This window comes from Lentzea aerocolonigenes (assembly GCF_000955955.1).
Classification (GTDB): Bacteria; Actinomycetota; Actinomycetes; order Mycobacteriales; family Pseudonocardiaceae; genus Lentzea; species Lentzea aerocolonigenes_A.
Map to the genome: position 1 here is coordinate 60,927 of NZ_JYJG01000040.1, position 25,488 is coordinate 86,414.

Genomic DNA, 25,488 nt, shown 5'->3' on the forward strand with positions numbered 1-25,488 from the left:
CAATAGGCTGAACGGCCCACATCGAAGAGCCCTTGCGGGCGTACGTCGGCGCAGATGCAGAAAACAAAGCGGCCCGGTCATCGGGTCGATGACCGGGCCGCTCAGAGAAAGTCAGGTGGTTACTCCAGGACGATCAGGAGGTCTCCGCCCTCGACCTGCTGGGCGCCGCGCAGCGCCAGGCGCTGCACCTTGCCCGCCTTGGGCGCGGTGATCGCGGCCTCCATCTTCATGGCCTCGATCGTCGCGACCGTCTGACCGGCGTCGACCGAGTCGCCCTCGGCCACCACAGCCGTGACCACACCGGCGAACGGCGCCGCGACGTGGTTCGGGTTGCCCCTGTCGGCCTTCTCGGCGACCGGGATGTCCGTCGTCACGGAGCGGTCGCGGACCTGGATCGGCCGCAGCTGGCCGTTCAGGGTCGCCATGACCGTGCGCAGACCGCGCTCGTCGGCCTCGGAGATCGCCTCCAGGCCGATGAGCAGCCGCACGCCCGGTTCCAGGTCGACGGAGTACTCCTCGCCGGGACGCAGGCCGTAGAAGAAGTCCTTGGAGCGCAACACCGACGTGTCGCCGTAGGCCTCGCGGTGCGCGAGGAACTCCTTCGTCGGCGCCGGGAACAGCAGCCGGTTCAGGGTCGCCCTGCGAGCATCGACGAGCCCGGCCTCGTCCTCCGGCGCGAGCTCCTCGACCGGCTTCGGTGCCGGACGGCCTGCGAGAGCCTTCGAGCGGAACGGCTCCGGCCAGCCACCGGGCGGGTCGCCCAGTTCGCCGTGCAGGAAGCCGATCACCGACGCCGGGATGTCGAACTTGCCGGGGTCGGCCTCGAACTCCTTCGGCGAGACGCCCGCGCCCACGAGGTGCAGCGCGAGGTCACCGACGACCTTGGACGACGGCGTCACCTTCACCAGGTGGCCGAGCATCCGGTCGGCAGCCGCGTACATGGACTCGATCTCCTCGAACTTCTCGCCCAGGCCGAGAGCGACGGCCTGAGTGCGCAGGTTCGAGAGCTGACCACCGGGGATCTCGTGGTGGTAGACGCGACCGGTCGGGCCGGGGATTCCGGATTCGAACGGCGCGTAGATCTTGCGCACCGACTCCCAGTACGGCTCCAGGTCGCAGACGTTCTGCAGGTCGAGGCCCGTCGAGTGCTCGGTGTGGTCGGTCAGCGCCACGATCGACGACAGCGGCGGCTGCGACGTGGTGCCCGCCATCGACGCGGTCGCGCCGTCGATCGCGTCCACGCCGGCCTGGATCGCCGCGAGGTACGTCGCCAGCTGGCCACCCGCCGTGTCGTGCGTGTGCAGGTGGACCGGGAGGTCGAACTCCTTGCGCAGCGCCGTGATCAGGCGCGACGCGGCCGGTGCCCGGAGCAGACCCGCCATGTCCTTGACGCACAGCACGTGCGCGCCGGCACCGACGATCTGCTCTGCCAGCTTGAGGTAGTAGTCCAGTGTGTACAGACGTTCGTCCGGATTGGACAGATCGCTGGTGTAGCACAGCGCGACCTCGGCGACCGCCGTTCCGGTCTCGCGCACGGCCTCGATCGCCGGGCGCATCTGCTCGACGTCGTTGAGCGCGTCGAAGATCCGGAAGATGTCGATGCCGGTGTTCGTCGCCTCCTGCACGAACGCCTTGGTGACCGCCTCGGGGTACGGCGTGTAGCCGACCGTGTTGCGGCCGCGCAGCAGCATCTGCAGGTTGATGTTCGGCACGGCCTCGCGCAGTGCGGCGAGCCGCTCCCACGGGTCCTCGGCGAGGAACCGCAGTGCCACGTCGTACGTCGCGCCGCCCCAGCACTCCAGCGAGAGCAGCCCGGGCGTCATGCGCGCGACGTGCGGCGCGACGGCGAGCAGGTCCTTGGTGCGTACTCGAGTCGCCAGCAGCGACTGGTGCGCGTCGCGGAACGTCGTGTCCGTGACGCCGACCGCCTTGCTCTCCCGCAGCCACCGCGCGAAGCCCTCGGGGCCGAGCTCGGTGAGCTTCTGCTTGGAACCGGCGGGCGGTTCCGCGTTCAGGTCGACGATCGGCAGCTTCTCGCGCGGGTCGACCGCGGTCGGGCGGGTGCCGTTCGGGTGGTTGACCGTGACGTCCGCGAGGTAGGTCAGCAGACGCGTGCCGCGGTCGGCCGAGTGGCGCGCCGTCAGCAGGTGCGGGCGCTTCTCGATGAACGACGTGGTGACGCGGCCCTCGTAGAAGTCCGCCTCGTCCAGCACGGCCTGGATGAACGGGATGTTCGTGGACACACCGCGGATGCGGAACTCCGCGATCGCACGGCGCGCACGGGCGACGGCGAGACCGAAGTTGCGGCCGCGGCACGTGAGCTTCACGAGCATCGAGTCGAAGTGCGGGCTGATGGCCATGCCCGAGCCGGCCGTGCCGCCGTCGAGACGGATGCCGGAGCCGCCGGGCGAGCGGTAGGCGCTGATCGTGCCGGTGTCCGGGCGGAACCCGTTGGCCGGGTCCTCCGTCGTGATGCGGCACTGGAGAGCGGCGCCGCGCAGCTGGACGGTGTCCTGGCTGAGGCCGAGGTCCTCCAGCGTCTCGCCGGACGCGATGCGCATCTGCGACTGCACGAGGTCCACATCGGTCACTTCTTCGGTGACCGTGTGCTCGACCTGGATGCGCGGGTTCATCTCGATGAAGACGTAGTGGCCCTGCGGGTCGAGCAGGAACTCCACCGTGCCGGCGTTGCGGTAGCCGATGTGGCGCGCGAACTTCACGGCGTCGTTGCAGATGCGGTCGCGCAGCTCGGGGTCGAGGTTCGGCGCGGGCGCGATCTCGATGACCTTCTGGTGGCGCCGCTGCACGGAGCAGTCGCGCTCGAAGAGGTGGATCACGTTGCCCTGGCCGTCGGCGAGGATCTGCACCTCGATGTGGCGCGGCTCGACCACGGCCTGCTCGAGGAACACCGTCGGGTCTCCGAACGCCGACTCCGCCTCGCGCGACGCCGCTTCGAGCGCCTCGCGCAGTGCGGCCGGGTCGTCGACCTTGCGCATGCCTCGGCCGCCACCACCGGCGACAGCCTTCACGAACACGGGGAAACGCATCGGCTTCGACGCTTCGAGCAGCTCGTCGATGTTCGACGAGGGCGCGCTCGACTCCAGCACCGGCAGCCCGGCCTCGCGGGCGGCGGCGATGGCGCGCGCCTTGTTGCCCGTCAGCTCCAGGACCTCGGCGACGGGACCGATGAACGTCAGACCTGCCTCGCGGCAGGCCATCGCGAGCTCCGGGTTCTCCGACAGGAAGCCGTATCCGGGGTAGATCGCGTCGGCACCGGCCTTGCGGGCGGCCTTGATGATCTCGTCGACGGAGAGGTAGGCGCGGACGGGGTGACCGGGCTCGCCGATCTCGTACGACTCGTCGGCCTTCAACCGGTGCAGCGAGTTTCGGTCTTCGTGAGGGAAAACGGCGACCGTTCCCGCGCCCAGTTCGTAGGCGGCTCGGAACGCGCGAATCGCGATCTCGCCGCGGTTGGCGACAAGAACCTTGCGGAACATCCGTAGCCCTCCCGGGTGTTGCTCGGCGGTCAGTTCGGGCACGTTACCGTGCGACTCTTGCCTGTTGGGAGGACTGTCTCACGTGATGGGTGTCATCCTGATCGGTCTTGTCCGTGAGGATTCTCGCGGTTTGGGAGCTAGGGGGACACCCACCACCCGGTCAGACTCCACCCGGTAGTGGGATTCACCAGATCGAGTGACGATCTTGGGAACCAGCTCGGTAGGGTGAGCCATATGGCCGGGGCTGATGGAGCCGGGCAGCCTACTGCCCGCACACCGCATTTCGACGTTGTCCTCCGTGGTTACAACCAGCGACAGGTGAACGAGAGAGTCACTCGCCTGGAGTTTGACCTCAAGAACTCGAACCGCGCTCGTGACGCCGCAGCCGCGCAGGTCGGCGAGCTCACGAAGCTGCTGAACTCGATGCGCGCCGACCTCGACAAGACCAAGATGCAGCTCCAGAACCTGGCCAACAGTCCCGTGAGCGCGTCGAACGTCACCGAGCGTGTTCGCGTGATGATGTCGCTGGCCGAGGAAGAGATCGCGGACATCCGCAAGGACGCCCTCGACAAGGCCGCCGCCACGCGTGGCGAGGCCGAGAAGTGGGCGGCGGAGCAGCGCGAGAAGCACAACCGCCTGCTGGCCGAGACCGAGGCCCGCCGCAAGCAGCTGGAAGTTGCCCACCAGCAGCGCACGGCGGAGCTGGAGAAGCAGTTCGCCGAGCGCAAGTCGGCGCTCGAGGCCGAGCACGACGCGTTGCGCACTCGACTGACTGGTGAGCACGAGGCCCTGGTCGCCGAGGTGCGTGCGGACGGCGAGCGCGTGGCCGCCGAGTTCGAGAAGAAGTCGGCCGACCTGGACGCCCGCCGGGTGGAGCTCGACGCGAAGTACAAGGCGTACCACGACGAGCTCGACAAGGAGTACGACGGCCTGAAGTCGACGCTGGCCGCCGAGCACAAGAAGGTGCTGGCGGACGCGCAGGCCGAGGCCGAGCGGATCGCCGCCGAGTCCGAGGCCACGCGGGTCGCCGCGCTGGCGAAGCTCGACGAGGCTCTGGCCGAGAAGCAGGCCGAGGCCGAGAAGGCGCTCGCCGAGCTGGAGTCCGAGTCGCTGGCTCGCGCCGAGAAGACCACCGCTGACGCTTCCGCGCAGGCTGCCGCCCTGGTCAGCGCGGCGGAGGAGAAGGCCGCGGCCACGCTGCGCGACGCTTCCGACAAGGCCACGACGACCGTTGCCGCGGCCGACGAGAAGGCCTCGACCACCGTGCGTGAAGCCGACGAGAAGGCCGCTGCGCTGGTTCGGGATGCCGAAGCCCGCACGTCGGCCCTGATCCGCGAGGCCGAGGAGAAGTCGGCGGCCGCGGTGGCGCTGGCCGACCAGCGCGCGGCCGCGGCGGCGGACCGGGAGGCATCGCTGCGGTCGGCGCACGACAACCTGGCCACGCAGTTCCACGCCGCGCAGGCCGCGGTGGAGGCGGCCATGTCGGTGCTCAAGCCGCTGGAGGACGGTTCGGCGGCCGAGGAGGCCGGCGAGCCGAAGACCGAGCAGTTCCCGAAGCCGCGCCAGAACTGACGAGCACCCGAGCCATGAGGGGCACGTTCACGGACCTGAGGTCCGTGAACGTGCCCCTCATGGCTGTTCGACGGGTGTGCGTTCGGGCAGAGTCCTGGGGAGCGCGGGGCTAGGCCTTCTCCAGGAAGTCCGCCCGCTCCTCCGTCAGCAGCGTCGCCACCATGCCCGCCAGTCCCGGGTGCTTCTCCAGATCCGGATCCGCGTCCACGAACCCCTGAGCCGCCACCCGCGCGTCCGCGATGATGTCCTCGTCGCGCAGCAGCGACAGCATCTTCAGGGCCGAGCGGCGGCCCGACTGGGCGGCGCCCAGGATGTCGCCCTCGCGGCGCAGCTCGAGGTCCAGCTGGGCCAGTTCGAAGCCGTCCAGAGTGGACTCGACCGCGCGGAGGCGTTCCATCGTCGCGGTCATCTCCGGCATCTCGGTGACCAGCAGGCAGAGGCCCGGTGCGCTGCCCCGGCCCACGCGGCCGCGGAGCTGGTGGAGCTGCGAGACGCCGAAGCGGTCGGCGTCCATGATGGCCATGACCGTGGCGTTGGGGACGTTGACGCCCACCTCGATGACCGTGGTGGCGACGAGCACCTGAACCTGGTTGGCGGAGAAGGCGCGCATCACGGCGTCCTTCTCGTCCGGGGGCATGCGGCCGTGCAGGATCTCGATCCGCAGGCCTCGCAGTGGGCCCTGGGCCAGCATGGTCGCCACGTCGACCACGGACAGCGCCGGGCGCTTGTCCTCGTCCTCGGAAGAGGACTTCGCGGGCTCCTCGTCGCCGATGCGCGGGCACACGAAGTAGGCCTGGTGACCCGCGGCCACCTCCTCGCGCACGCGGGCGAAGGCGCGGTCCAGCCAGGCGGGCTTCTCGCGCACCGGCACGACCGAGGTCTTGATCGGCGAGCGGCCGCCGGGGAGCTCGCGGAGAGCCGACACCTCCAGGTCGCCGTAGACCGTCATGGCGACCGTGCGCGGGATCGGCGTCGCGGTCATGACCAGGACGTGCGGGTTCTCCTTCTCACCGCGCGCCGAGAGGGCGGCGCGTTGCTCGACGCCGAAGCGGTGTTGCTCATCGACGACGACGAGGCCCAGGGAGTGGAACTCGACCTTCTCCTGGATGATCGCGTGCGTGCCGACGACGATGCCCGCCTCGCCGGTCACGATGTCGAGCAGCGCCTGGCGACGCTGGGCCGTGTTCATCGAGCCGGTCAGCAACGTCACCCGCGTGGCGTCCTCCGCGCCGCCGAGCTGGCCGGCCTGGGCGAGGTCGCCGAGCATCTCCTGCAGTGAGCGAGCGTGTTGTGCCGCAAGGACTTCCGTGGGCGCGAGCATGGCGGACTGACGACCGGCGTCGACGGCCTGCAACATGGCTCGCAACGCGACCATGGTCTTACCGCTACCGACCTCTCCTTGCAGCAGGCGGTTCATCGGCACGACCGAAGCAAGATCCTCGGAGATCTGCTCGCCCACCGACACCTGACCGGCCGTCAGCGTGAACGGCAGCCGCGCGTCGAAGGCATCCAGAATCCCGCCGGACCGGCGCGCGCACGAGGGAGCCGGGCGCGCCCTGGACGCCTTGCGGCGCTGGGCCAGGGTCAGCTGCACGGCCAGCGCCTCGTCCCACTTCAGCCGTTGCTGCGCCACGGAGATCTGCGCCCAGCTGTCCGGCCGGTGGATCGCCCGCAGCGCCTCCTCCAGGCCGATCAGGCCGTGTTCCTCGCGAAAGGAAGCAGGCAGCGGGTCCTCTGGCACACCGTCCCAGATCTCCAGCAGCTGCTTCACGCAGTTCGCGATGTTCCACGTGTTGATGTGCTGCGAAGCCGGGTAGACCGGCAGGAACGCCTGCAGGAACGACGATCCGTCCTGCTCCGGGGTGAGGATCTCGAACGCCGGGTGCACCAGCTGCAGGTTCTGCCGGTAGCGGCCCACCTTGCCGGCGAACAGGGCACGGGTGCCGGGCAGGAGCTCCTGCTCCGCCACGAACGCCACCTTGCCGAAGAACACCAGGTGCAGCTCGGAGGTGCCGTCCGTGATCACCGCCTCGGTCATGTGGCCGTGGCGGGCCTTCATGCGCCGCTTGGTGCACTTGCGGACCTCGGCCTGGACCGTGACGTGCTCGTCGATTTCCAGGGACCTGATGTCCGTCAGCTTCCCGCGCTCGTCGTAGCGGCGCGGGTAGTGGCGCAGCAGGTCACCGGCCGTCGTGAGGCCGAGGCCGGTCTCCAGTGCGTCGGCGGTCTTCTTGCCGAGCAACGGCTGCAGCTTGTCGTCGAAGGAGATCATCGCGACCCATTCAACTACTCGACACCGACAAAAATGACCGCATCCGGCTGGCCGCCCGGATAAGCCGTCACCTCGACCTCCGGATGGGTCACCCGGAGGTGGTCCTCCAGCACGTCGACCAGGCCGTCCGGAGCGTCGGCGCCGAGGATCACCGTCACCAGTTCGCCGCCGCCGGCCAGCATGCGGTCGACCAGCCGGCACGACAGGTCCAGCACCGACTCGACAGAAGCAGGGCCGGGCTCGATCAGCACCACCTCGCCGTCCAGCATGCCCAGCAGGTCGCCCGGCTGGCAGCGGCCCACCCACGTCAACGCCTCGTCAGCTGCGATCGAGAGCTCACCACGGCGCGTGGCAGCAGCAGCCTCTGCCATGGCGACAACGTCGTCACCGGCACGCCGAGACGAGTCGTGCACCGCCAATGCCGCGAGGGCCTGCACGGGCGAGAACGTCGGCACCACCACCACGTCCTGCCCGGCGGCCTGTGCGTACGCCACGGCCTCGTCCAGAGCCTCGCGAATGTCCGGATCGCCCGGCAGCACCGCGACGTGACGCGCGCGCGTCGACACGATGGCGGACAACAGGTCCGTGGGCGTCGCAGAAGAAGTGGCAAGGTCGAACACCGTCGCTCCCTCGGCGCGGAACAGGTCGACCGCGCCGCTCACCACCACCACGATCGACCGGTCGCGCACGAACCGCGACGCCTGCGCGGCGATCTGGTCGGCGAACCGCGCCACCGTGATCCGGTGCGGACGCCCAGCGCGCACACCCGCCTCGATGGCCGCGCCGATGTCGTTGCAGTGCACGTGCACGGTCCACAGGGAAGCGCCATCACCGACGACCGACACGCAGTCGCCGAGCAGGTTCAGCGACGCCCGCAGCTCGAGCACCGCCTCCTCCGAGGTGTCGTCGAGCAGGTACATGACCTCGTACTCGAACTCCGACGACCCGCTCTCGCGCTCGGTCGTCAGCGACTCGGGCGTGCGCGGCAGCAGCGGCGCGTCCATCGGCGTTTCCACCGCTTGACCGGTGATCACCGCGGCCAGTGTGTCCAACAACACAACGAGGCCACGTCCACCCGCGTCGACCACCCCGGCCTTGGCCAGCACGGCGAGCTGCCGCGGTGTATCGGCCAACGCCACCGCACCCGCGCGCGACGCCGCCAGCACCACCTCGTCGAGCTCGTCCGACGGGCAGTCACGGGCGGCCTCCGCAGCAGCGTGCAGCACTGACAGGACCGTGCCGGGAACCGGCTTCGACACGGCCGCAGTGGCCAGCTCGTCAGACCTTTGCAGCCCCTTGCGCAACGCCGAACCCGTGACGAGGGAGACCTCCTGCACGGTCTCCGCGAGGCCCCTGAGCACCTGCGACAGGATCACGCCGGAGTTCCCGCGCGCCCCGGCGAGCGCGCCACGGGCGAGTGCGGACAATGCGTCGCCTACCGTGGAGATGGGCGACCGCAGCAGCGCGTCCAGCGCCGACTGCATCGTGTGCAGCAGGTTGGTACCTGTGTCACCGTCGGGCACCGGGAAGACGTTGATCTGGTCGATCGACTCCCGGTTGGCGTCCAGCGACCGCACGCACGCGTCCGCCCATCTGCGCACCGCGACCGCATCCATGACCTGCATGGCGGCGAGGGTATCCACCCGGTTTGGTCGCGGGTGAGGCCACCGGCTACCCTGATTGGGTTGCCGTGCCCGGTTGAGGCTTGTGCACGCTTGCGCGCCCACCGGGACGCGAGACTCACCGCTTGAGGAACCTGAAGGAGTGGCTGACGTGGCTGCCGTGTGCGACGTCTGTGGCAAGGGGCCGGGCTTCGGCCATTCGGTTTCGCACTCCCAGCGGAAGACGAACCGCCGCTGGAACCCGAACATCCAGTCTGTGCGCGCCAAGGTCTCGGCCTCGCAGCGCCAGCGGATCAACGTGTGCACGTCCTGCCTGAAGGCCGGCAAGGTCGTGCGCGGCTGATCACCGCCACAGTTCGTTTTTAGTTCGGAAGGAGTCCGGCCGCGGCCGGGCTCCTTCCGCGTTTCAGGGCCCTGCGCACGAACACCAGGCAGGCCAGCCCGCTGAGCAACGCCCCCGTGCCACCGAGCGCGAACACCGCCTGGGGCCCGATGAACAGCAGCAACCCGCCCGCGGCAGCAGTCCCGAGCAGGTTCGCCCCGATCACCATCGACCCGACGGCGGCGAACGCCCGCCCGCGCATCTCCTCGGGGGTCCGCAACCGGACGACGGCGTTCAGGGCCACGTTGTGGATCCCGTTCGACACGCCGCCGATCACCCAGCCGGTCCCCGCCGCCACGACGAACGGGAACGTCGCCGGGATCAGCACCCCGACACCCGTGGTGATGGCGGCGACGGCGATCGCCTGAGCCACCCCCGGCACGGTGCGAAGCCGCGCGGCAAGCCTGTTGCCGACCAGGATCCCGGTCATCCAGCACGCCTGCATCGCGCCCAGCACGAACTCGTCGCCGCGCAACACGAACCGCACGAACGCGGGGTCGGCCACGTTGATCACGACAACCGCGCCGACGCAGAGGGCCAGCCCGATCACTGCCGCGAACAGCACGGGGTCCCGCCGCACGTGCCGAATGCCCGCGAGAGCGCTGGGACGCACCTCGTGCGTGCCGGACGGCCGGCGTTCCGAGCGCACGAACGCCAGCATCGCCGCATAGGCGAGGAACGTGCAGCCGTCGATGAGCATCGCGGCGGGGTGACCGAAGATCCCGGCGAGCACCGCACCTCCGGTGACGCCCGCCATGCTCCCGAGACTGCGCCCGGTGCTGAGCCACGCGTAACCACGCGTCGCTTCTTCTTCGCCCGCGATGTGCGGCACAAGAGCGGAGATGCAGGGCTGGGCGATCGCACGCCCACAGCCCGAGAGGAACACCAGCGCCACCACGAACGCCGGCTGGCCCATCAGCGGTGCGATGGACGCGATCGCGACGCCCTGGAACAGCAGCGCGACGATCAGCAGGCGGCGGTTGGGCAGCCGGTCGACGAGCACACCGGCGAGCGGGGCACCGAGCACGAGCGGCAGCAGTTCGGCAACCAGGATCGCGGCGACCAGCAACGGGCTGATCGGCGTCGCCCAGAACATCAGGACGAGCAGGGACAACGCGTTGCCGAACTCGCTGACGGCCGCACCGGCGGCCGTCAGCGTCAGATCACGTCTTGCCGGAGCGACTACGGAAGCTTCCAGTCAACGGGCTCCGCGCCCTGCTTCTCCAGCAGTTCGTTGGCGCGGCTGAACGGCTTCGAGCCGAAGAACCCGGCGTGCGCCGAAAGAGGCGACGGGTGCGCGGACTCGATGGCGGGCAACGGTTCGAGCAGCGGCCGCAGGTTGCGCGCGTTGCGGCCCCACAGGATGGAGACCAGCGGTGCGTCCCGGGCGGCGAGCGCCTTGATCGCCTGCTCCGTCACGGCCTCCCAGCCCTTGCCCTGGTGGGAGTTCGCCTTGCCGGGCTGCACGGTCAGCGCCCTGTTGAGCAGCAGCACACCGCGCTCGGACCACGGCGTGAGGTCGCCGTTGGAGGGCAGCGGGTGACCGAGGTCCTCCGCGTACTCCTTGTAGATGTTGACCAGCGACTTCGGGATCGGCCGCACGTCGGGCGCCACCGAGAACGACAGGCCGACCGCGTGGCCGGGCGTCGGGTACGGGTCCTGCCCGACGATCAGCACCTTGACCTGGTGGAACGGCTGCTTGAACGCACGCAGCACGTTCTCGCCCGCCGGCAGGTAGGTGCGGCCGGCGGCGACCTCCGCGCGCAGGAACTCACCCATGGCGGCGATCTGGTCAGCGACGGGGGCGAGAGCTTCAGCCCAACCGGCTTCGACAACTTCGTTGAGGGGACGAGCCACGGCTGTGAACCCTATCTCAGTCGAGACGGCGCAGCTTCTCCCGGTACAAACCGATGTTCTGCACATATTTCTCGACGATGAACGCCCAAGCCTGTTCTGGCACAACATGTCCGACCCGCTCACGAGCCGGAACTCCCAGCACCATCGTGCGTTCGCGGACGTGCCCGTCGAACGAGACCACCGCGCCGGCGCCGACGATCGCGCCCTTCTCCACGATGGAACCGTTGAGCACCACCGATCCTGAGGCGATCAGGCAGTCGTCCGCGATCGTCGCGCCCTCGATGTGCACGTTGTGGCCGATGACGCACGACGACCCGATGTGCACCGGGTGGACCTCGGTGCAGTGGATCACCGTGCCGTCCTGGACCGAGGTGCGCTCGTCGACGACGATCCGGCCGTAGTCGCCGCGCAGCACGGCTTGCGGCCACACCGACGAGAAGGCGCCGATGCGCACGTCGCCGATCACGGTCGCATCCGGGTGCACGTACGCGTCCGGGTGGATCTGCGGCGTGTAGTCCCCCAACGCATAGATGGCCATGCGCCCGAACCTACAACGGCTTCCCGAAGCAGCGACTCTCCGGGTGGTCGCGGTAGACGCCGAAGTTGTCGATCCGCTCGTAGCCACTGGAGGTGTAGAGCGCGATCGCCTCGGGCTGGCGGAGACCGGTCTCCAGCACCATCCGCTCCAGGCCGGCCTCGCGCGCGGTGGCCTCCAGGTGGGCGAGCACGAGGCGGGAGAGGCCCTTGCCACGTGCGGCGTCGACGACGTACATGCGCTTGATCTCGGCGGCGCCGGCCAGCTCGTCGTTCACCCGCCAGCCGCCGCACGCGACCGGCACCTCGTCGAGGTAGCCGATGACGAAGTAGCCGAGCGGTGCGGCGAACTGCGCCGGGTCGACCGGCGTGACGTCGACGTCGCCGTAGCGCTCGACGTAGACCTGCTGGAGGTCGGCGATCATCTTGACCGAGTCTGGATGGTCATACGTGCGCGTGCATAGTTCCACATCGACCAGTTTACGCGCGCCAGTGCTCCCAGCCAGGGGGTTTTTCGTAAGCCCTGCCGTCCACGGTCACGCCCTCGCCCGCGCGGACCGTGCCGATGGTCGTCCAGTTCTCCGGAACCGCCTTGGGACCGGGAAAGGTCGCGGCGAGAGCGTGATCTTCGCCGCCCGTCAGCGCCCAGTGCCGTGCGTCGCCGCCCAGTGCCGACGCGACGTCGAGCAGCCGCGGGTGCAACGGCAGCAGCTCGGTGCGGACGTCGATCGCCACGCCCGACGAGTCCGCGATGTGGCCGAGGTCCTGCAGGAGCCCGTCCGAGATGTCGATCATCGACGTGGCGCCGGCCTCCGCGGCCCTGGGGCCCTCCTCGTACGGCGGCTCGGGGGTGCGCTGGGCGTTGACGATGCCGACCGGCGAGCGGAACCCGCGGCCCAGCACGGCGAGGCCCGCGGCCGCCCAGCCGAGCCGTCCGGTCACCGCGACGACGTCACCGACGAGCGCGCCGGAACGTGTGATCGGCTCGAGTCCGTTCATGTCACCCATTGCGGTGATGGAGATCACCAACGTGGCGGAGCTGACCATGTCGCCGCCCACGATGCCCGCGCCGGCCTTCGCCGCCTCCTGCCACAGTCCCGACATGATCCCCTGGATCGTCGCCGCGGGAGTGTCAGCCGGGCACGCGATCCCGACGAGCAGACCGGACGGCAACGCACCCATCGCGACGACGTCGGCGAGGTTCACCGCGGCCGCTTTTCGGCCCACCTGCTCAGGACTGGACCAGTCGAGTCTGAAGTGGACACCCTCGACCAGCACGTCCATGGAGGCGACGACCCGCCCGTCCGGAACGGCGACCACGGCCGCGTCGTCCCCCGGCCCGAGGATGGTCGTCTCGGGTTGCGCCCGACCGGTCGTCACCCGGTGGATGAGATTGAACTCACCCACTTCGGCGACCGTCTCCGCATCGCGCGGCGGCTCCGGACGCAAAGTTGCCTCCCAATCTGAGCATTCGGAACCCCAACTGGGGTACGTTGCGTGACACGTTCCTACCTCGACCCAACCTGTCGCGACGAAGGGGCACGCCGTGGTGCATGCATACATCCTCATCCAGACCGAGGTCGGCAAGGCCGCCGCAGTCGCCTCCGAGATTTCCGGAATCGCAGGGGTAGCAACCGCAGAAGACGTCACCGGTCCGTACGACGTCATCGTCCGCGCCGAGGCCGAGACCGTCGACCAGCTGGGCCAGCTCGTGGTCGCCCGTATCCAGAATGTGGAAGGCATCACTCGGACGCTCACCTGCCCGGTGGTGCATCTCTAGCTCGTGTTCCCATAACCGGGTGACACAGCGTGAAACCAAGCTGCCGGAAACCAGGTCGGCGCTGTCCCGGCCGCTGCTCGCGGCGGTCGGGCTCGCCGTGGTGCTCGTCATCGGTTTCGCCGCACTCGGTCTCGTGCTGAACACGGTGGACCAGACGCCGGAAGTGCCCGGTCGCACGGGTCCCCTCGCGCTGGTCTCCATCGACGCACCGGACGCGGCCTCCGCGCCGTGCACGTCGTTGATCGAGAAGCTGCCGGCGCAGCTGCCGTCCGGGAAGGACGTGCTGCCGCGCCGGGAACTCGCCTCGCCCGCGCCGCCCGCCACCGTCGCGTGGGGTGACACCGAGCACGATCCGGTGGTTCTGCGGTGCGGCCTGCCGCGGCCGGCCGAGCTGTCCGCGACCTCGCAGCTGCGGGTGATCTCGGACGTGCAGTGGCTGCAGCTGCCCGGTTCCGGCAGCTCGACGTGGGTGGTCGTGGACCGCGGCGTGCACATCGCGCTGACGGTGCCCGACGACGCGGGCACCGGTGCGCTCCAGGACGTTTCCACCGCCGTGCGAGACCTGCTGCCGAAGCAGCCGGTCAAGGCAACGCCTTAGCGGAGACCGGATCCCCGCGCGATCGCCGTCTCGATCAACGTGGTCAGCAGCGTGGTGAAGTCGATGCCGGTGGCCGCCCACGCCTTGGGGTACATGGAGATCGGCGTGAAGCCGGGCATGGTGTTGAGCTCGTTGATGACCAGCTCATTCTGCTCGGTGAGGAAGAAGTCCACCCTGGACAGTCCCTGGCAGTCGAGCGCCTTGAACGCCTTGACGGCCATCTCGCGGAACTGCGCCGCGATGTCGTCGTCGAGCTTCGCCGGGATGTCGGCCTCGTAGGAGTCGTCGACGTACTTGGCTTCGAAGTCGTACCACTCGACGCGCTCGCCGACCGGACGCAGCTCGCAGGGCAGCGAGGCCTCGACACGGCCGTCCGGGAACTCCAGCACGGCGAGCTCGATCTCGCGCATGTTCGGCACGGCGGCCTCGATGATGACCTTGGGATCGTGCTGGCGCGCCTCGAAGATCGCGGCGTCCAGGTCGGCCCAGTCGCTCACCTTGGAGATGCCGACGGACGACCCGGCGCGCGACGGCTTCACGAACACCGGCAGGCCGAGGTGCTCGCGCTCGTTCAGCGTCAGCGTGGTGGCGGCGCGGTCCAGTGCGACGAACTTGCCGACGTTGAGGCCCTCCGCCTGGAGGATCTTCTTGGCGAAGATCTTGTCCATGGCCGCGGCGCTCGCGAACACGCCCGGCCCGACGTACGGGAGGCCGCCCAGTTCGAGCAGGCCCTGGATGGTGCCGTCCTCACCCCACGCGCCGTGCAGCAGCGGGAAGACGACGTCGACGTCCTGGAGAGCCTGGCCGGGCTCGATCGCGGCGACGGTCTGGTTGCGCAGCGTGGGGAGGTTGCCCGCGCCTGATTCCAGCGCGTTCGGGTCCGTGCCGAGTGCCCACTGCCCCTGCGGTGTGATGCCCACCGGCACCACCTCGAAGCGGTCCGCGTCCAGGTAGGGCAGGACGCTCTTGGCGGACTGGCAGGAGACCTCGTGCTCGGAGCTGCGGCCGCCGAACACCACGGCCACCCTCGTCTTGCGCTGCGTCATGGGGCCCGACCCTACCCGTTTGGGCGATTGTGCCTACCGACCAGTTGACGGTCGCGGGGCGTAGCGGACCTCTGCGAACGGCCAGTCCTGCCTCAGCCAGGCGGAAACCGCGTCGTGCAGCGGCTTGTCCAGGTCAGCGCGGTCGGCGCGCACCCACGAGTGCACCCTCGCCACGGTGTGGTCGTCGCGCGCCGGGTAGATGTACACGCAGCCGATCACCTCGTCCCCGTCGAGCACCGAATAGGTGAACCCCTTGCGCTGGGTGAAGTCGTCCGCGTGCCTGCGCAGGTCTGCCAGGTTGCGTTCGAGCGACATCCCCTCGGCGGGCGGCCAGGTCCAGGTGTCGAAGCCCGGCGTCGACCGGATGTGCCCGGTGCTCGTCGTCCACGCCTCGTGGTCCCGCTCGTTGTGCTGCGGGCCGAGGGGCTCGAGGTGGAACGACGGGGTGGTCAAAACGGGTGGGACCGTGAAGTCTGCTGGGACGAAGGTCATCGGGTGATCAGCTCCGTGAGGACGGGCAGGGCGTTGACCAGCTGTTCGCGGGAGCAGGCGCTGTAGCCGATGGCGAGGCCGTGGAACTTGGCGCGGTTGACGTAGTGCCGGGCGAGGCCGTCGAGCCGCAGACCGCGTTCGAGCGCCTGCCGCATGACCTCGCGCTCCCGTTCGAGGCTGGGCAGCAGCACCACGACGTGCGCGCCCGCGTCGTCGCCGAGCACCTCGATCCCGGCTGCCGCGAACGTGTCGACGATCAACGCCCGGCGCTCGGACAGTTCTCTTCTCAGCTTGCGCAGGTGCCGGCCGAGGTCGCCGGTGCGCGCGAGCTCGACGACGACCCGTTGCCCAGCCGCGGCCGGTCCGGTGCCGGTCAGGTCGCGGTGCTCCAGAATCGTCGTGGCGATGTGCTCCGGCGCGACCATCCAGCCCGCGCCGAGCGTCGGCGTGAGGATCTTGCTCGTCGTGCCGAGGTGGACGACGACGTCCGGTGCGAGCGCCGCGAGCGACGGGAGTGGCGCCACGTCGTACCTGAGCTCGCCGTCGTAGTCGTCCTCGATGACGAGCCAGCCGTCCCTGCGCGCTCTTTCGACCAACGCGACCCGCCGCCCGGCCGACATGCGGCCGCCGAGCGGGTACTGGTGGGCGGGCGAGCAGTAGACGGCCTTCACGCCGTTCGGAACCGCCTCGGGCAGCAGGCCTTCCGCGTCCACGGCGGCCTGGACGACCTTCAGCCCGTTGGCGCGGAAGACGCCCACGGCACGTTGGTAGCCCGGTTCCTCCACCGCCACGGCATCACCGCGTTTGAGGACGGCGACCGCGATCTCGGTCAGCACCGCCGTGGTGCCGCCGGTCGCGAGGACGGGGTCGGCGTTGACGGCCAGGCCGCGGTGGCGCAGCAGGTGCTCGGCGATGGCCTCGCGATACTCGGGCAGGCCTGCGCGTTCGGGACGGGACAGCGGCGCGACATCGGCAGCGCCCCGCCACGCTCTCCGCCAGGCCGCGCGGTCGAGACCTCCTGCCCAGGGCGCGCCCGTGCCGAGGTCGACGAAGTCGGTGATGGCGGGGACCGCTGGCTTGCGCGAACGTTTGCGCAACGGGCCGGGCGGGGTCGTGGTGACGTAGGTGCCGGAACCGTGACGGCCCGCGATCCAGCCTTCCGCGTGCAGCTGGTCGTAGGCGGCGGCCGTGACCGTGCGCGATACGCCGAGCGACTCGGCCAACGCGCGCGTGGACGGCAACCGGTCGCCTGCTCTCAGCCGTCCCTCCGAAGCAGCCGACCTCAACGCGTCGGCGAGCTGGACGGCGAGCGGTTCGGCGGACTCGCGGTCGAGGGCGACGGGAAGCGCGGTCTCAGCCACGGCGCTGACATTGCCAGGAAGCCCGGCGTCGCGCAGACGCGGGGTCACGCCGCCTGATCGGCGAGTTCCTCGAACCGGACCAACGTGCAGTCCCGCAACTCGCGGACGAGGCCCGACGCCAGCACCCATCGAACGCCCGGATCGCCATAGGACATGGTCACCGCACCGATCGCGACCGGCCCCAGCACACCGGGCCGGTGGAGCACACCGCGCACGCCGACGACCGAGCAATCCCGGACTCGGACGACCACAGCTCCCCGCCTCAAGGCAGGACAGTGGCGCAACGACACCGCCACACACGGCACGCAGATGGGCGGCTCCACCGACGCCATGCCTTCCGGCCAACCGGGCCAGTCATCGCGGTGGTCGCGTTGCAGCCACAGGACACCGTCGTCGTTCTGGGCGGCAATGCAGCCACAGACCTGGCACAGCAACAACTCCATCGCCCGTCGTTGGCGAAGCGGGTGCACCCGGCCGAACTCCGGCCGACCTGTTCCCGCCCGCAGCATCGTCTGCTGCCACAGCACACCGTGCTGATCTCGGTCAGACAGCAGCTCGTTGACGAAGCCGATTCCTCGATCTGGGCGCTCCACGACTCGGTGTGGCAGGTCCTGCTCGCCGCTCCAGGCAGTGACATAAGGCGGGATCACGGGCCAAAGCTAGGCACAACTCCGCGTGACGACTTGTACAAAATGTGTGACACCAGAACCGCTAGGGTCGAGCCGTGGAGGAGAGCGCAGGGCGGATCGGCGCACGCGTCCGCTATTGGCGTGAACGCCGCAAGCTTCCGCGCCAACGCTTCGCCGACATGGTCGGACGCTCGGTCTCGTGGCTGGACAAGGTCGAGTCCGGCGAACGCGAACTGGCCCGGTTGCCGGTCATCGAACGAGTGGCCGACGCACTGGGCATCGACCCTGCGGTGCTCACCGACGACAGCCGCAACCAGCGGGCACGCCAGTGTGTCGACGCGGGCGAGGTTCAAGCCATTTGCTCCGCCCTGGCCAGCTACCCCGGACTTGCGCCTGCCACATCCGAAGAGGTCGACCTGATCCGCATCGCACGGCAGGCGTCCTATTTGGACCATGCCTGGGGCATGTCGCGCTTCACGGTTGTGGCGCAGAACCTCCCGGCCCTCATGGCCGAGGCCTACCTCGCGACCCAGACGGCTTCGGCGGCAGACCTGGTGAACGCGCACAGGATCCTCACGACGACCTACCGTCTCGCATCCTCGATGCTGCTGAAGTTCGAGTCGAACGATCTGGCCTGGCTGGCAGCTGACCGCGCGATGTACACCGCGATGAGCATCGACGACGCCTGGTCACTCGCACGAGCCACCCGCAGCGTCGCCCGCGCGATGACGAGCATTCGCCGGCAACCGCAAGCCATCGTGGCACTGGTGGCGATGGCCGACCGGATGCGGGACGAGGTCCGCGCCAACCCCGCCGAGCTGCTGGCGTTGCACGGCATGCTGTACCTGGCCGCGTCGATCACCGCAGCCGGGCAGGAAGACGTGGCACTCGCAGGCGAGATGCACGATTCGGCGCTGGCGACGGCTCGCCAGTACAAGCCGCACTACAACGACCACCACACGTTCTTCGGCGTGACCAACACGCAGATCCACCGCGTCGCAGCACTCGTGCGGCTGCACCAGCACGGCCGCGCACTTGAGTTCGCGAACCACATCAGCCCACGCGACGTGGCGGCGCTCTCGGCTGAGCGCCAGTCGAACTACCAGCTCGACCTCACCGAAGCGCACACCGGAGTCGGCGACTACCGCCAGGCTGTACGGGCGCTCGGCAAGGCGGAGCAGGTCGCGCCGGAGGAGGTCCGGTGCCGCCCGCTGGCGCACGGCCTGCTGCGGTCTTTGCTGAACAACACCACTGGCGAGCCGGCCCGGCTGGTGCGCCAGATGGCCGGACGCGCGGGAGTGGAAGCGTGAGCGCACCTGTTCTGTACTTGATGATCTGCGGAGCCGGTCCTGCCGACCACGTCGACCGGATGGTGAAACTCGCGCAGGCCGATGGCTGGGACGTCTGGTGCGTGGCGACCCCGGCTGCGGTCGAGCACTTCCTCGACCTCGCGGCGCTGGAAGAGCTGAGCGGCCATCCGGTGCGCACTGGTCATCAGCGCGCGGGGCAGCCCGGCCTCCCGAAAGCAGCTGCCGTCGTAGTCGCGCCCGCCACCTACAACACGATCAACAAGTGGGCCGCCGGGATCGCGGACACCTACGTGCTGACGCAGCTCGCGGAGCTGACCGGGCTGGGTCTGCCGATCGCGGTGCTGCCGTTCGTGAACACCGCGCTGGCGAACAACCGGCCGTTCCTGCGCAGCCTTGAGGAGCTGCGGGCGGCCGGAGTGACCGTGCTGTTCGGCGAAGGCGGCTTCGTGCCCCACCCGCCCCGAACCGGCGGACAGGTCATGGATTCGTACCCGTGGCGGGCGGCGTTGGACGCGGTCCGCCGGGCCTGACCGGCGAAGTGGCATTCTCAAATCGATCAGAAATGGCGCTTCAATGATGCCACTTTACGCCGCACAGTAGGAGCATGACCTCTGACCTGCAGCTCTCCCCCACCCCGCGCAGCACCGTCGTCCGCGGCAAGAAGCGAGCCGTCGAAGACCGCCAGGTGCTCTACGACATCCTCGACGCCGGGCTGGTCTGCCATCTCGCCGTGGAGGTGGACGGGGCGCCGTTCCTCATCCCCACCGCGTACGGGCGGGACGGCAACCGCATCTTCCTGCACGGGTCGACCGGCTCACGGTCCATCAGGAGCATGCTCGAAGGCAAGCAGGTTTGCGTCGCGGTCACGCTCGTGGACGGCGTCGTGTACTCGCGGTCCGTGTTCCACCACTCGATGAACTACCGGTCGGCGATCATCCACGGCACCGCGAAGATCGCCGAGGACACTCAGCACGCACTGCGCACCATCGTCGAGCACGTCACGCCCGGCAGCTGGGACTACGCGCGCGAACCGTCCAAGAAGGAGCTCGCGCAGACGGCCGCGCTGGAGATCGACCTCACCGAGGCGAGCGTGAAGGTCCGCGAGGGCGGGCCTGGCGAGGAACCGTCAGACCTCGAAGCCAACCTCGTGTGGGCCGGGCACATGCCGCTCATCACGTCGTGGGGCGCGCCCGTGCCGCACGAGACGGACAAGGCGATTCCGCCGCACGTCAGCGCACGGGGCCGTTGACCGGGTCGTAGCGATAGGAGGTCATGGCGCGGGTGCCGTGGCGGTAGACGTGGATCGACACGGCCGGGTCCACGCCGTCGTTGCGCACCTGGTGCACGTAGCCGGGGCCCCACACGCGCGACTGGCCGGCGCGCAGTGAGTGCACGACCTGGATCCGGGTCGTCACGACCTCGGTCAGCAGGCCGCTGACCACGGTGAACGCGCCGGAGGTGTGATCGTGGTCGTGCAGCGAGGCGGTTTGACCGGGGAGCCAGCTCATCAGCCAGATCTCCTGGTCGTCGGTCTTGTCGACCAACGTCGAGAAGCGCTCCTCCGGGTCGTACCGGAGCAGGTGCTTCCAGCGGTCGCGGTCGGCCGCCCACGCCAGAGCCACCCGGACGGGGTGCAGCAGGCGCGTGTTCTCAGGCAGAACGAGGCTGTTCTCAGGAACGGCGAACATCGGGAAAGAGGTCCTTACCGGGCGAGTCGCGAAAGAGGACGCGGGACTATCGCCAGGTACAACAGCAACACGTGTTGAAGGACATGACGCAGAGGGTCCCGGAACCGGGACCCTCTGTCAAACCAGGCCCAAAGCCTGGGACACGTCCGCGACCAGGTCGCGAGTGTCCTCACAGCCGGCCGAGAAACGCACCAGGCCTTCCGGCACCGGGTCGCCGAACTGCGCGCGCCGGTCCGCCGTCGAGTGCAGGCCGCCGAACGACGTGGCCGCCGACACCAGCTTCGACCGCGCCAGGAACTCGTTCACCGCGGCGACGTCGTCGAGTTCGAACGTCAGCACACCGTTGAACCGCCGCATCTGCTGCGCCGCAACGAGGTACGACGGGTCGTCGGACGCGCCCGGCCACCGCAGGTTCGCCACGCGCCCCTTGAGCAACTCGTAGATCGCCGCCGCGTTCTCGGCCTGCCGCGCGAGCCGCAGGTCCAGGGTTCCCAGGCCGCGCAACACGAGCCACGCCTCGAACGGCCCCGGAATCGCGCCGTTCACCGTCCGCGCGTCCCGGACGCGGGTGGCCAGCTCGGGCGAAGCCACCGTCACGTGTCCGAAAAGGACATCGCTGTGCCCCGCGACCGCCTTGGTGTCCGACGCCACGACGATGTCCGCGCCGAGCTCCAGCGGCCGCTGCCCCAACGGCGTCGCGGTCGTGTTGTCCACCGCCAGCAACGCGCCGGCCGCGTGTGCCGCATCAGCGAGAGCCGCGATGTCGCACACGTCCAGACCGGGGTTCGACGGAGTCTCCAGCAGCACGAGCTTCACCCCGGCGAAGGACGGGTACGGCCCTGCCGTCGGCACCTCGACGACGTTCACGTCCATTTCGGACACGAACTTGCGCGTCAGGAAGTAGCCGTCCGACGGGACCACCAGAGTGTCCCCGGTGGACAGCACGGCGCGCAGCAGCGTGGAGATCGCCGCCATCCCGGACGGGAAGACGACGCACTCGCCGCCTTCCAGCGATCCCAACGCGGATTCCAGCGAACGCCAGGTGGGATTGCCCGCGCGGCCGTAGTAGTCCGGCCCGCCCAAGTGGAACGCCGACGCGAACACCGGCTGCGCGCCGAAGGGTTCGCCAGGCTCGCCGGAGACCGCGTGCACGACTCGCGTGCCGTCACCGAGTTCCGGGTTCACTGGCGTTCGTGCTTCCGGTCACGTCCCAGCAGCGCGGCACCGAGGTCCCGCACGCTCAGCCCGTCGTGGCAGACACCGTTCACACCCTCGGTGATCGGCATGTCCACGTCGTGCGCCCGTGCGAGTTCCAGGATCGACGAGCACGACTTCACGCCCTCGGCGACCTGACCGTGCGCGGCTTCCTGCGCCTGCGCCAAGGTGTCGCCCTTGCCGAGCCGCTCGCCGAAGGACCGGTTGCGCGACAACGGCGACGCACAGGTCGCCACCAGGTCGCCCAGCCCGGCCAGACCGGCGAACGTCAGCGGGTCCGCGCCCAGAGCCGCGCCGAGACGCGCGGTCTCGGCCAGACCGCGCGTGATGATCGACGCCATCGTGTTGTCGCCGTAGCCCATGCCCGCCGCCATGCCGCACGCCAGCGCGATGACGTTCTTGCACGCCCCGCCCAGCTCGCAACCCACGACGTCGGTGTTGGTGTACGGGCGGAAGTACGAGTTCGAGCACGCGTGCTGCAGGTCGACCGCGCGGTCGTGGTCCGTGCACGCGATGACGGTCGCGGTCGGCTGCCCGACGGCGATCTCCTTGGCCAGGTTCGGTCCCGAGACGACGGCGACCTGCGACTCGTCGACACCGGCGACCTCGCGAATCACCTCGCTCATCCGCTTCAACGTGCCGAGCTCCACACCCTTGGACAGCGACACCAAGGTCGCGTCCGGCGGCAGCAGTTCCTTCCAGGCCGAGAGGTTGACCCGCAACGTCTGCGACGGCACGGCGAGCACGACGGCGTCCGCACCGTCCAGCGCCTTCGCCGGGTCGGACGTGGCCGCCAGGTTGGCGGGCAACGAGATGCCGGGCAGGTAGCCGGAGTTCACGCGGGTCTCGGTGATCTCCGCGGCGACCTCCTGCCGCCGCGCCCACATCACGACCTCGGGACCGGAGTCCGCGATGACCTTCGCGAAGGCCGTGCCCCAGGACCCGGAGCCCAGCACCGCAACACGTTCGATCGCCATGTTCAGGCCTTCCTCGGTCCGTAGAAGCCTTCGGGCGCCGGCTGCTGGCGGACCTCGGCGAGCTGGGTCTTCACGTGGTTCATCAGCAGGTCGGTGACCTCGCGCAGCAGCGGGAGCGTCTCCTCCTTGCCGCGGTAGGCGGACAGGTCGATCGGCTCACCGACGAAGTGCGTGATCGTCTTGCGCGGGAGCGGCCGGAACTTCTTCTGGTAGTGGTTGTAGAGATCGAGCGTGCCCCAGCGGGCGACCGGGATGACCGGCCCGTCGTGCTGCAACGCGAGCCGCGCGACGCCGGTGCGCGAGTTCGCGGGCCAGCCGTCGGGGTCCTTGGTGATGGTGCCCTCGGGGTAGATCACCACGACCTGGCCGGTCTCCAGCGCCTCGTGCGCCGCCCGCAGGCTCTGCTGCGCGTCCGACGTGCCCCGGTAGACCGGGATCTGCTTCGCGCCCTTCAGGATCGCGCCCATGATCGGCACGTTCCACAGGCTGTGCTTGGCGAGGAAGTGCGGCACGCGGTCGTTCCTGTGCACGAACACCGCGTCGTAGCACGGGTCGAGGTGCGAGATGTGGTTCAGCACGAGCAACGCCGACCCCTGGCGCGGGATGCGGTCGCCGTGCAGGATCCGGTGCCTGCCCAGCACGAACGACATGGGGTAGACGATCGCCGCGGCGACCCCGACCCAGAAGCCGCCCTTCTCCTTGGCCACGTGGACCTCTCCTCACTCCCAGGACCTGCAAGAACTGCGCCCATGAGCACACTAGTGCCCCGACCACAATCCTTACCCCTCGCTTCCGGCGCTCAGCAGGGCACCTCGTCTGACCGGCGAAATCGAGGGGCAGGGGTTAGTGGTCGACGCACTGGTCGTCGGATCGTGGACTATGACGAGGTGAGGGATGAAGTCGACCTCGTCGTACCGGTCAAAACGCTCGACAGGGCAAAGACCCGGCTGACCAGCGCCACCGGCGGAGATCCGGTGTCGCACGCGGCACTGGCGCTGGCGCTCGCCATGGACACGGTGAGCGCCGCTCTGCGCACCCCTGGTGTCCGCCGAGTGGTGACGATCACATCGGACCCCGCCGTCGCCGCCGAGATGGCCGCGCTGGGCGTCGAGTCCATACCCGAGCCTGCACAACCGGGCCTCAACGAAGCGCTCGTGCACGGCGCCCGCACGCTCCGGTCAATCCGCATCGGCGCGCTCCAGGCCGACCTGCCCGCGCTCCGTTCGGACGAGCTCCAGGCGGCACTCGAAGCCGCCAACGCCAGACGAGCATTCGTTCCCGATCGGCAGGGCACCGGCACGACGCTGCTCCTCGCCGCACCCGGCGGCGAGCTCGACCCGCGGTTCGGCGTCGGATCAGCCGGACACCACAGGGATTCCGGTGCGATCGCACTGCTCGGACCGTGGCCGTCGCTGCGCTGTGACGTGGACACGGAAGAAGATCTGCGCCTCGCCTCGATGCTCGGCCTCGGCACGCACACCGCGAACGCCTTGCCCGCCTGGACAACCTGAGCGATCCACACGCGTCCCTTGGGTTGATCACACCCTGGGGAGCAGATGCGCACTCTGATCGCGTTGGCGGCGATCACCGTCATTTCCGGATGCACCGCGGCGATGCAGGAGGACGAGCTACCGGACTACACAGCGCCGAGCAAGCTGGTGTCGTGCGCGACCGGCCTTCCGCAGCAGTGGAAGGACGAGTTGGCCCGCAACCAGATGGAAGCCGGTTCGCACGAGCGGATCACCGTCGTCGGCGCCAACGAGAACGGCGACACGACGCTGGTCCGCACGAAGCGCAACCAGACCACTGAGCTGGTGCTGCGCGACGACGAGAAGCGCCAGCAGGTGATGGCGGTGCAGGATCAGGAACAGATCTCCGGCGTGGAGTTCGACGGACGCTGGGTCACCTTCTCCACCACGGTGAACGAAACATCGACCACCTATGCCTGGGACGCGCGCAACGACGGCGCGCCCGTGCAGATCGGTCGCAACGGTGCCGTGGTGCACAACGGGAAAGCCGCCTGGTCGGACGGCAAGTCGGTGCACGTCTACGACCTCGCCAAGAAGAAGGACAAGGTGGTCGGCCAAGGCACGGCACCGGCTTTCCTCGGTGACACCGTCGTCTGGCTGCAGAACGGGAAGTTCACGTCGGACGCCGCGCTTCCCGAGCCGTTGAACAAGGTGAAGCCGGCCGGGAACGTCGCGTCGGACGGCCGGACGCTGGTGTGGACGCAGGGCGCAGACACCTTGCACGGCTGGCGCACGGACTGGACAGAGCCGCGCGAACTGGCCGAGATCAAACCCGTGCCGCGGACCGAAGGGATCATGGCTCCGCGGGTGAGCGGCGACTTCGTGTCGTGGCGCTCGGAGTCCGGCTACGTCACGGACATGCGCAGCGGCGCGACCATGCACACCACCGAGGGCGCGTACCTGCTGGAGGTCCACGGCGGGACGCTCACGCGAGCGGGCGGGCAGATCGCCGCTTCCGCTCCCCTGACCGCGCTGTCTCCGCTGCCCAACTGTTAAGAGCGTGACGAACGCCACGAACGTGTAGTACAGGGCCGCGAAACGGGGAACCCGCGCGGCTTCACATCCGTATCCCCCGATGCAAACGGCGTACCCCGACGTCGTTCCCCCGACGCTTGGCTCAGAGGTGT

Annotated in this window: 25 protein-coding genes; 9 read left to right on the forward strand and 16 right to left on the reverse strand. The window is 69.3% G+C overall.

Annotated elements, in window-relative coordinates:
- Positions 1-119: 119 nt before the first annotated feature.
- Positions 120-3,497, reverse strand: coding sequence for a pyruvate carboxylase (locus UK23_RS07330; RefSeq protein WP_045310617.1), 3,378 nt, complete (start codon positions 3,495-3,497; stop codon positions 120-122).
- A gap of 318 nt (positions 3,498-3,815) precedes the next feature.
- Between UK23_RS07330 and UK23_RS54515 the strand changes: the two genes are divergently transcribed.
- On the forward strand, positions 3,816-5,069 hold the full coding sequence (locus UK23_RS54515) for a hypothetical protein (RefSeq protein ID WP_269112248.1): 1,254 nt from the start codon (positions 3,816-3,818) through the stop codon (positions 5,067-5,069).
- A 109-nt stretch (positions 5,070-5,178) separates the two neighbouring features.
- Here the strand turns inward: UK23_RS54515 and recG are convergent, their stop codons facing one another.
- The gene (gene recG, locus UK23_RS07340) at positions 5,179-7,341 is read right to left on the reverse strand and encodes an ATP-dependent DNA helicase RecG (RefSeq protein WP_045310619.1); all 2,163 of its coding nucleotides are present in this window, start codon (positions 7,339-7,341) and stop codon (positions 5,179-5,181) included.
- A gap of 14 nt (positions 7,342-7,355) precedes the next feature.
- Positions 7,356-8,966, reverse strand: coding sequence for a DAK2 domain-containing protein (locus tag UK23_RS07345; protein WP_045310620.1), 1,611 nt, complete (start codon positions 8,964-8,966; stop codon positions 7,356-7,358).
- Positions 8,967-9,114: 148 nt separating this feature from the next.
- Between UK23_RS07345 and rpmB the strand changes: the two genes are divergently transcribed.
- The gene (gene rpmB / locus UK23_RS07350; protein ID WP_030467945.1) at positions 9,115-9,306 is read left to right on the forward strand and encodes a 50S ribosomal protein L28; all 192 of its coding nucleotides are present in this window, start codon (positions 9,115-9,117) and stop codon (positions 9,304-9,306) included.
- A 19-nt stretch (positions 9,307-9,325) separates the two neighbouring features.
- Here the strand turns inward: rpmB and UK23_RS07355 are convergent, their stop codons facing one another.
- The 5 genes from UK23_RS07355 to UK23_RS07375 are packed head-to-tail and all read right to left on the reverse strand — an operon-like array spanning position 9,326 to position 13,185.
- Positions 9,326-10,543, reverse strand: coding sequence for an MFS transporter (locus UK23_RS07355; RefSeq protein WP_082114476.1), 1,218 nt, complete (start codon positions 10,541-10,543; stop codon positions 9,326-9,328).
- The gene (locus UK23_RS07360) at positions 10,528-11,202 is read right to left on the reverse strand and encodes a uracil-DNA glycosylase (protein ID WP_045310622.1); all 675 of its coding nucleotides are present in this window, start codon (positions 11,200-11,202) and stop codon (positions 10,528-10,530) included. The genes UK23_RS07355 and UK23_RS07360 overlap by 16 nt, the downstream gene beginning before the upstream one ends.
- A 16-nt stretch (positions 11,203-11,218) precedes the next feature.
- Positions 11,219-11,740, reverse strand: a complete 522-nt coding sequence (locus UK23_RS07365; RefSeq protein WP_045310623.1) for a gamma carbonic anhydrase family protein — start codon at positions 11,738-11,740, stop codon at positions 11,219-11,221.
- A 10-nt stretch (positions 11,741-11,750) separates the two neighbouring features.
- A complete protein-coding gene (locus UK23_RS07370) occupies positions 11,751-12,161 on the reverse strand; it encodes a GNAT family N-acetyltransferase (RefSeq protein ID WP_196777646.1) in 411 nt (136 codons plus the stop codon).
- 55 nt (positions 12,162-12,216) lie between these two features.
- Positions 12,217-13,185, reverse strand: a complete 969-nt coding sequence (locus UK23_RS07375) for a thiamine-phosphate kinase (protein WP_045310625.1) — start codon at positions 13,183-13,185, stop codon at positions 12,217-12,219.
- A gap of 97 nt (positions 13,186-13,282) precedes the next feature.
- Here UK23_RS07375 and UK23_RS07380 point away from each other — a divergent pair, with 97 nt between their 5' ends.
- Together UK23_RS07380 and UK23_RS07385 are read left to right on the forward strand one after the other, a co-directional pair.
- Positions 13,283-13,516, forward strand: coding sequence for an Lrp/AsnC ligand binding domain-containing protein (locus UK23_RS07380; RefSeq protein WP_030467939.1), 234 nt, complete (start codon positions 13,283-13,285; stop codon positions 13,514-13,516).
- A 19-nt stretch (positions 13,517-13,535) separates the two neighbouring features.
- A complete protein-coding gene (locus UK23_RS07385) occupies positions 13,536-14,114 on the forward strand; it encodes a DUF3515 domain-containing protein (protein WP_231114408.1) in 579 nt (192 codons plus the stop codon).
- Here UK23_RS07385 and UK23_RS07390 read toward each other — a convergent pair.
- From UK23_RS07390 to UK23_RS07405, 4 genes are read right to left on the reverse strand one after another with little or no spacing between them, the layout of a single operon-like run.
- Positions 14,111-15,160, reverse strand: coding sequence for a D-alanine--D-alanine ligase family protein (locus tag UK23_RS07390; RefSeq protein ID WP_045310626.1), 1,050 nt, complete (start codon positions 15,158-15,160; stop codon positions 14,111-14,113). The two genes, UK23_RS07385 and UK23_RS07390, sit on opposite strands and share 4 nt — an antisense overlap.
- Before the next feature lie 33 nt (positions 15,161-15,193).
- Positions 15,194-15,652 carry a GNAT family N-acetyltransferase gene (locus UK23_RS07395; protein WP_045310627.1) on the reverse strand — a complete coding sequence of 153 codons (459 nt, stop codon included), beginning with the start codon at positions 15,650-15,652 and terminating at the stop codon, positions 15,194-15,196.
- The gene (locus UK23_RS07400) at positions 15,649-17,013 is read right to left on the reverse strand and encodes a PLP-dependent aminotransferase family protein (protein ID WP_045310669.1); all 1,365 of its coding nucleotides are present in this window, start codon (positions 17,011-17,013) and stop codon (positions 15,649-15,651) included. The genes UK23_RS07395 and UK23_RS07400 overlap by 4 nt, the downstream gene beginning before the upstream one ends.
- A gap of 44 nt (positions 17,014-17,057) precedes the next feature.
- The gene (locus UK23_RS07405; protein WP_045310628.1) at positions 17,058-17,663 is read right to left on the reverse strand and encodes a hypothetical protein; all 606 of its coding nucleotides are present in this window, start codon (positions 17,661-17,663) and stop codon (positions 17,058-17,060) included.
- Between the two features lie 74 nt (positions 17,664-17,737).
- On the opposite strand from UK23_RS07405, the gene UK23_RS07410 reads away from it, so the two are divergent.
- From UK23_RS07410 to UK23_RS07420, 3 genes are all read left to right on the forward strand, one after another.
- Complete coding sequence (locus UK23_RS07410; RefSeq protein WP_045310629.1) at positions 17,738-18,952, forward strand: helix-turn-helix domain-containing protein; 1,215 nt, start codon at positions 17,738-17,740, stop codon at positions 18,950-18,952.
- Complete coding sequence (locus UK23_RS07415) at positions 18,949-19,482, forward strand: flavoprotein (RefSeq protein ID WP_196777647.1); 534 nt, start codon at positions 18,949-18,951, stop codon at positions 19,480-19,482. The genes UK23_RS07410 and UK23_RS07415 overlap by 4 nt, the downstream gene beginning before the upstream one ends.
- 74 nt (positions 19,483-19,556) lie before the next feature.
- Complete coding sequence (locus tag UK23_RS07420) at positions 19,557-20,201, forward strand: pyridoxamine 5'-phosphate oxidase family protein (RefSeq protein ID WP_045310630.1); 645 nt, start codon at positions 19,557-19,559, stop codon at positions 20,199-20,201.
- Here UK23_RS07420 and UK23_RS07425 read toward each other — a convergent pair.
- From UK23_RS07425 to UK23_RS07440, 4 genes are all read right to left on the reverse strand, one after another.
- Positions 20,182-20,640, reverse strand: coding sequence for a cysteine dioxygenase (locus UK23_RS07425; RefSeq protein WP_045310631.1), 459 nt, complete (start codon positions 20,638-20,640; stop codon positions 20,182-20,184). The genes UK23_RS07420 and UK23_RS07425 overlap by 20 nt on opposite strands.
- A 117-nt stretch (positions 20,641-20,757) precedes the next feature.
- A complete protein-coding gene (locus UK23_RS07430; protein ID WP_045310632.1) occupies positions 20,758-21,825 on the reverse strand; it encodes a cystathionine gamma-lyase in 1,068 nt (355 codons plus the stop codon).
- Complete coding sequence (locus UK23_RS07435; protein WP_045310633.1) at positions 21,822-22,832, reverse strand: NAD(P)H-dependent glycerol-3-phosphate dehydrogenase; 1,011 nt, start codon at positions 22,830-22,832, stop codon at positions 21,822-21,824. The genes UK23_RS07430 and UK23_RS07435 overlap by 4 nt, the downstream gene beginning before the upstream one ends.
- Before the next feature lie 2 nt (positions 22,833-22,834).
- Positions 22,835-23,482 (reverse strand): lysophospholipid acyltransferase family protein, encoded by a 648-nt coding sequence (locus tag UK23_RS07440; protein ID WP_045310671.1) that lies wholly within the window; start codon positions 23,480-23,482, stop codon positions 22,835-22,837.
- A 237-nt stretch (positions 23,483-23,719) separates the two neighbouring features.
- Here UK23_RS07440 and cofC point away from each other — a divergent pair, with 237 nt between their 5' ends.
- Entirely contained in the window at positions 23,720-24,343 is a 624-nt protein-coding gene (gene cofC, locus UK23_RS07445; RefSeq protein ID WP_045310672.1) for a 2-phospho-L-lactate guanylyltransferase, read from the forward strand.
- A gap of 45 nt (positions 24,344-24,388) precedes the next feature.
- Positions 24,389-25,357, forward strand: a complete 969-nt coding sequence (locus tag UK23_RS07450; RefSeq protein ID WP_045310634.1) for a hypothetical protein — start codon at positions 24,389-24,391, stop codon at positions 25,355-25,357.
- Positions 25,358-25,488: the final 131 nt, after the last annotated feature.

Excerpts from the sequence above, each read along its gene's own strand:
- UK23_RS07440 (WP_045310671.1), bottom strand. The coding sequence starts at position 23,482 with ATGTCGTTCGTGCTGGGCAGGCACCGGATCCTGCACGGCGACCGCATC.
- UK23_RS07370 (WP_196777646.1), bottom strand. The coding sequence starts at position 12,161 with ATGATCGCCGACCTCCAGCAGGTCTACGTCGAGCGCTACGGCGACGTC.
- UK23_RS07395 (WP_045310627.1), bottom strand. The coding sequence starts at position 15,652 with ATGACCTTCGTCCCAGCAGACTTCACGGTCCCACCCGTTTTGACCACC.
- UK23_RS07390 (WP_045310626.1), bottom strand. The coding sequence starts at position 15,160 with ATGACGCAGCGCAAGACGAGGGTGGCCGTGGTGTTCGGCGGCCGCAGC.
- UK23_RS07345 (WP_045310620.1), bottom strand. The coding sequence starts at position 8,966 with ATGCAGGTCATGGATGCGGTCGCGGTGCGCAGATGGGCGGACGCGTGC.
- UK23_RS07450 (WP_045310634.1), top strand. The coding sequence starts at position 24,389 with ATGCGCACTCTGATCGCGTTGGCGGCGATCACCGTCATTTCCGGATGC.
- recG (WP_045310619.1), bottom strand. The coding sequence starts at position 7,341 with ATGATCTCCTTCGACGACAAGCTGCAGCCGTTGCTCGGCAAGAAGACC.
- UK23_RS07435 (WP_045310633.1), bottom strand. The coding sequence starts at position 22,832 with ATGGCGATCGAACGTGTTGCGGTGCTGGGCTCCGGGTCCTGGGGCACG.
- UK23_RS07425 (WP_045310631.1), bottom strand. The coding sequence starts at position 20,640 with ATGTTCGCCGTTCCTGAGAACAGCCTCGTTCTGCCTGAGAACACGCGC.
- UK23_RS07420 (WP_045310630.1), top strand. The coding sequence starts at position 19,557 with ATGACCTCTGACCTGCAGCTCTCCCCCACCCCGCGCAGCACCGTCGTC.
- UK23_RS07365 (WP_045310623.1), bottom strand. The coding sequence starts at position 11,740 with ATGGCCATCTATGCGTTGGGGGACTACACGCCGCAGATCCACCCGGAC.
- UK23_RS07330 (WP_045310617.1), bottom strand. The coding sequence starts at position 3,497 with ATGTTCCGCAAGGTTCTTGTCGCCAACCGCGGCGAGATCGCGATTCGC.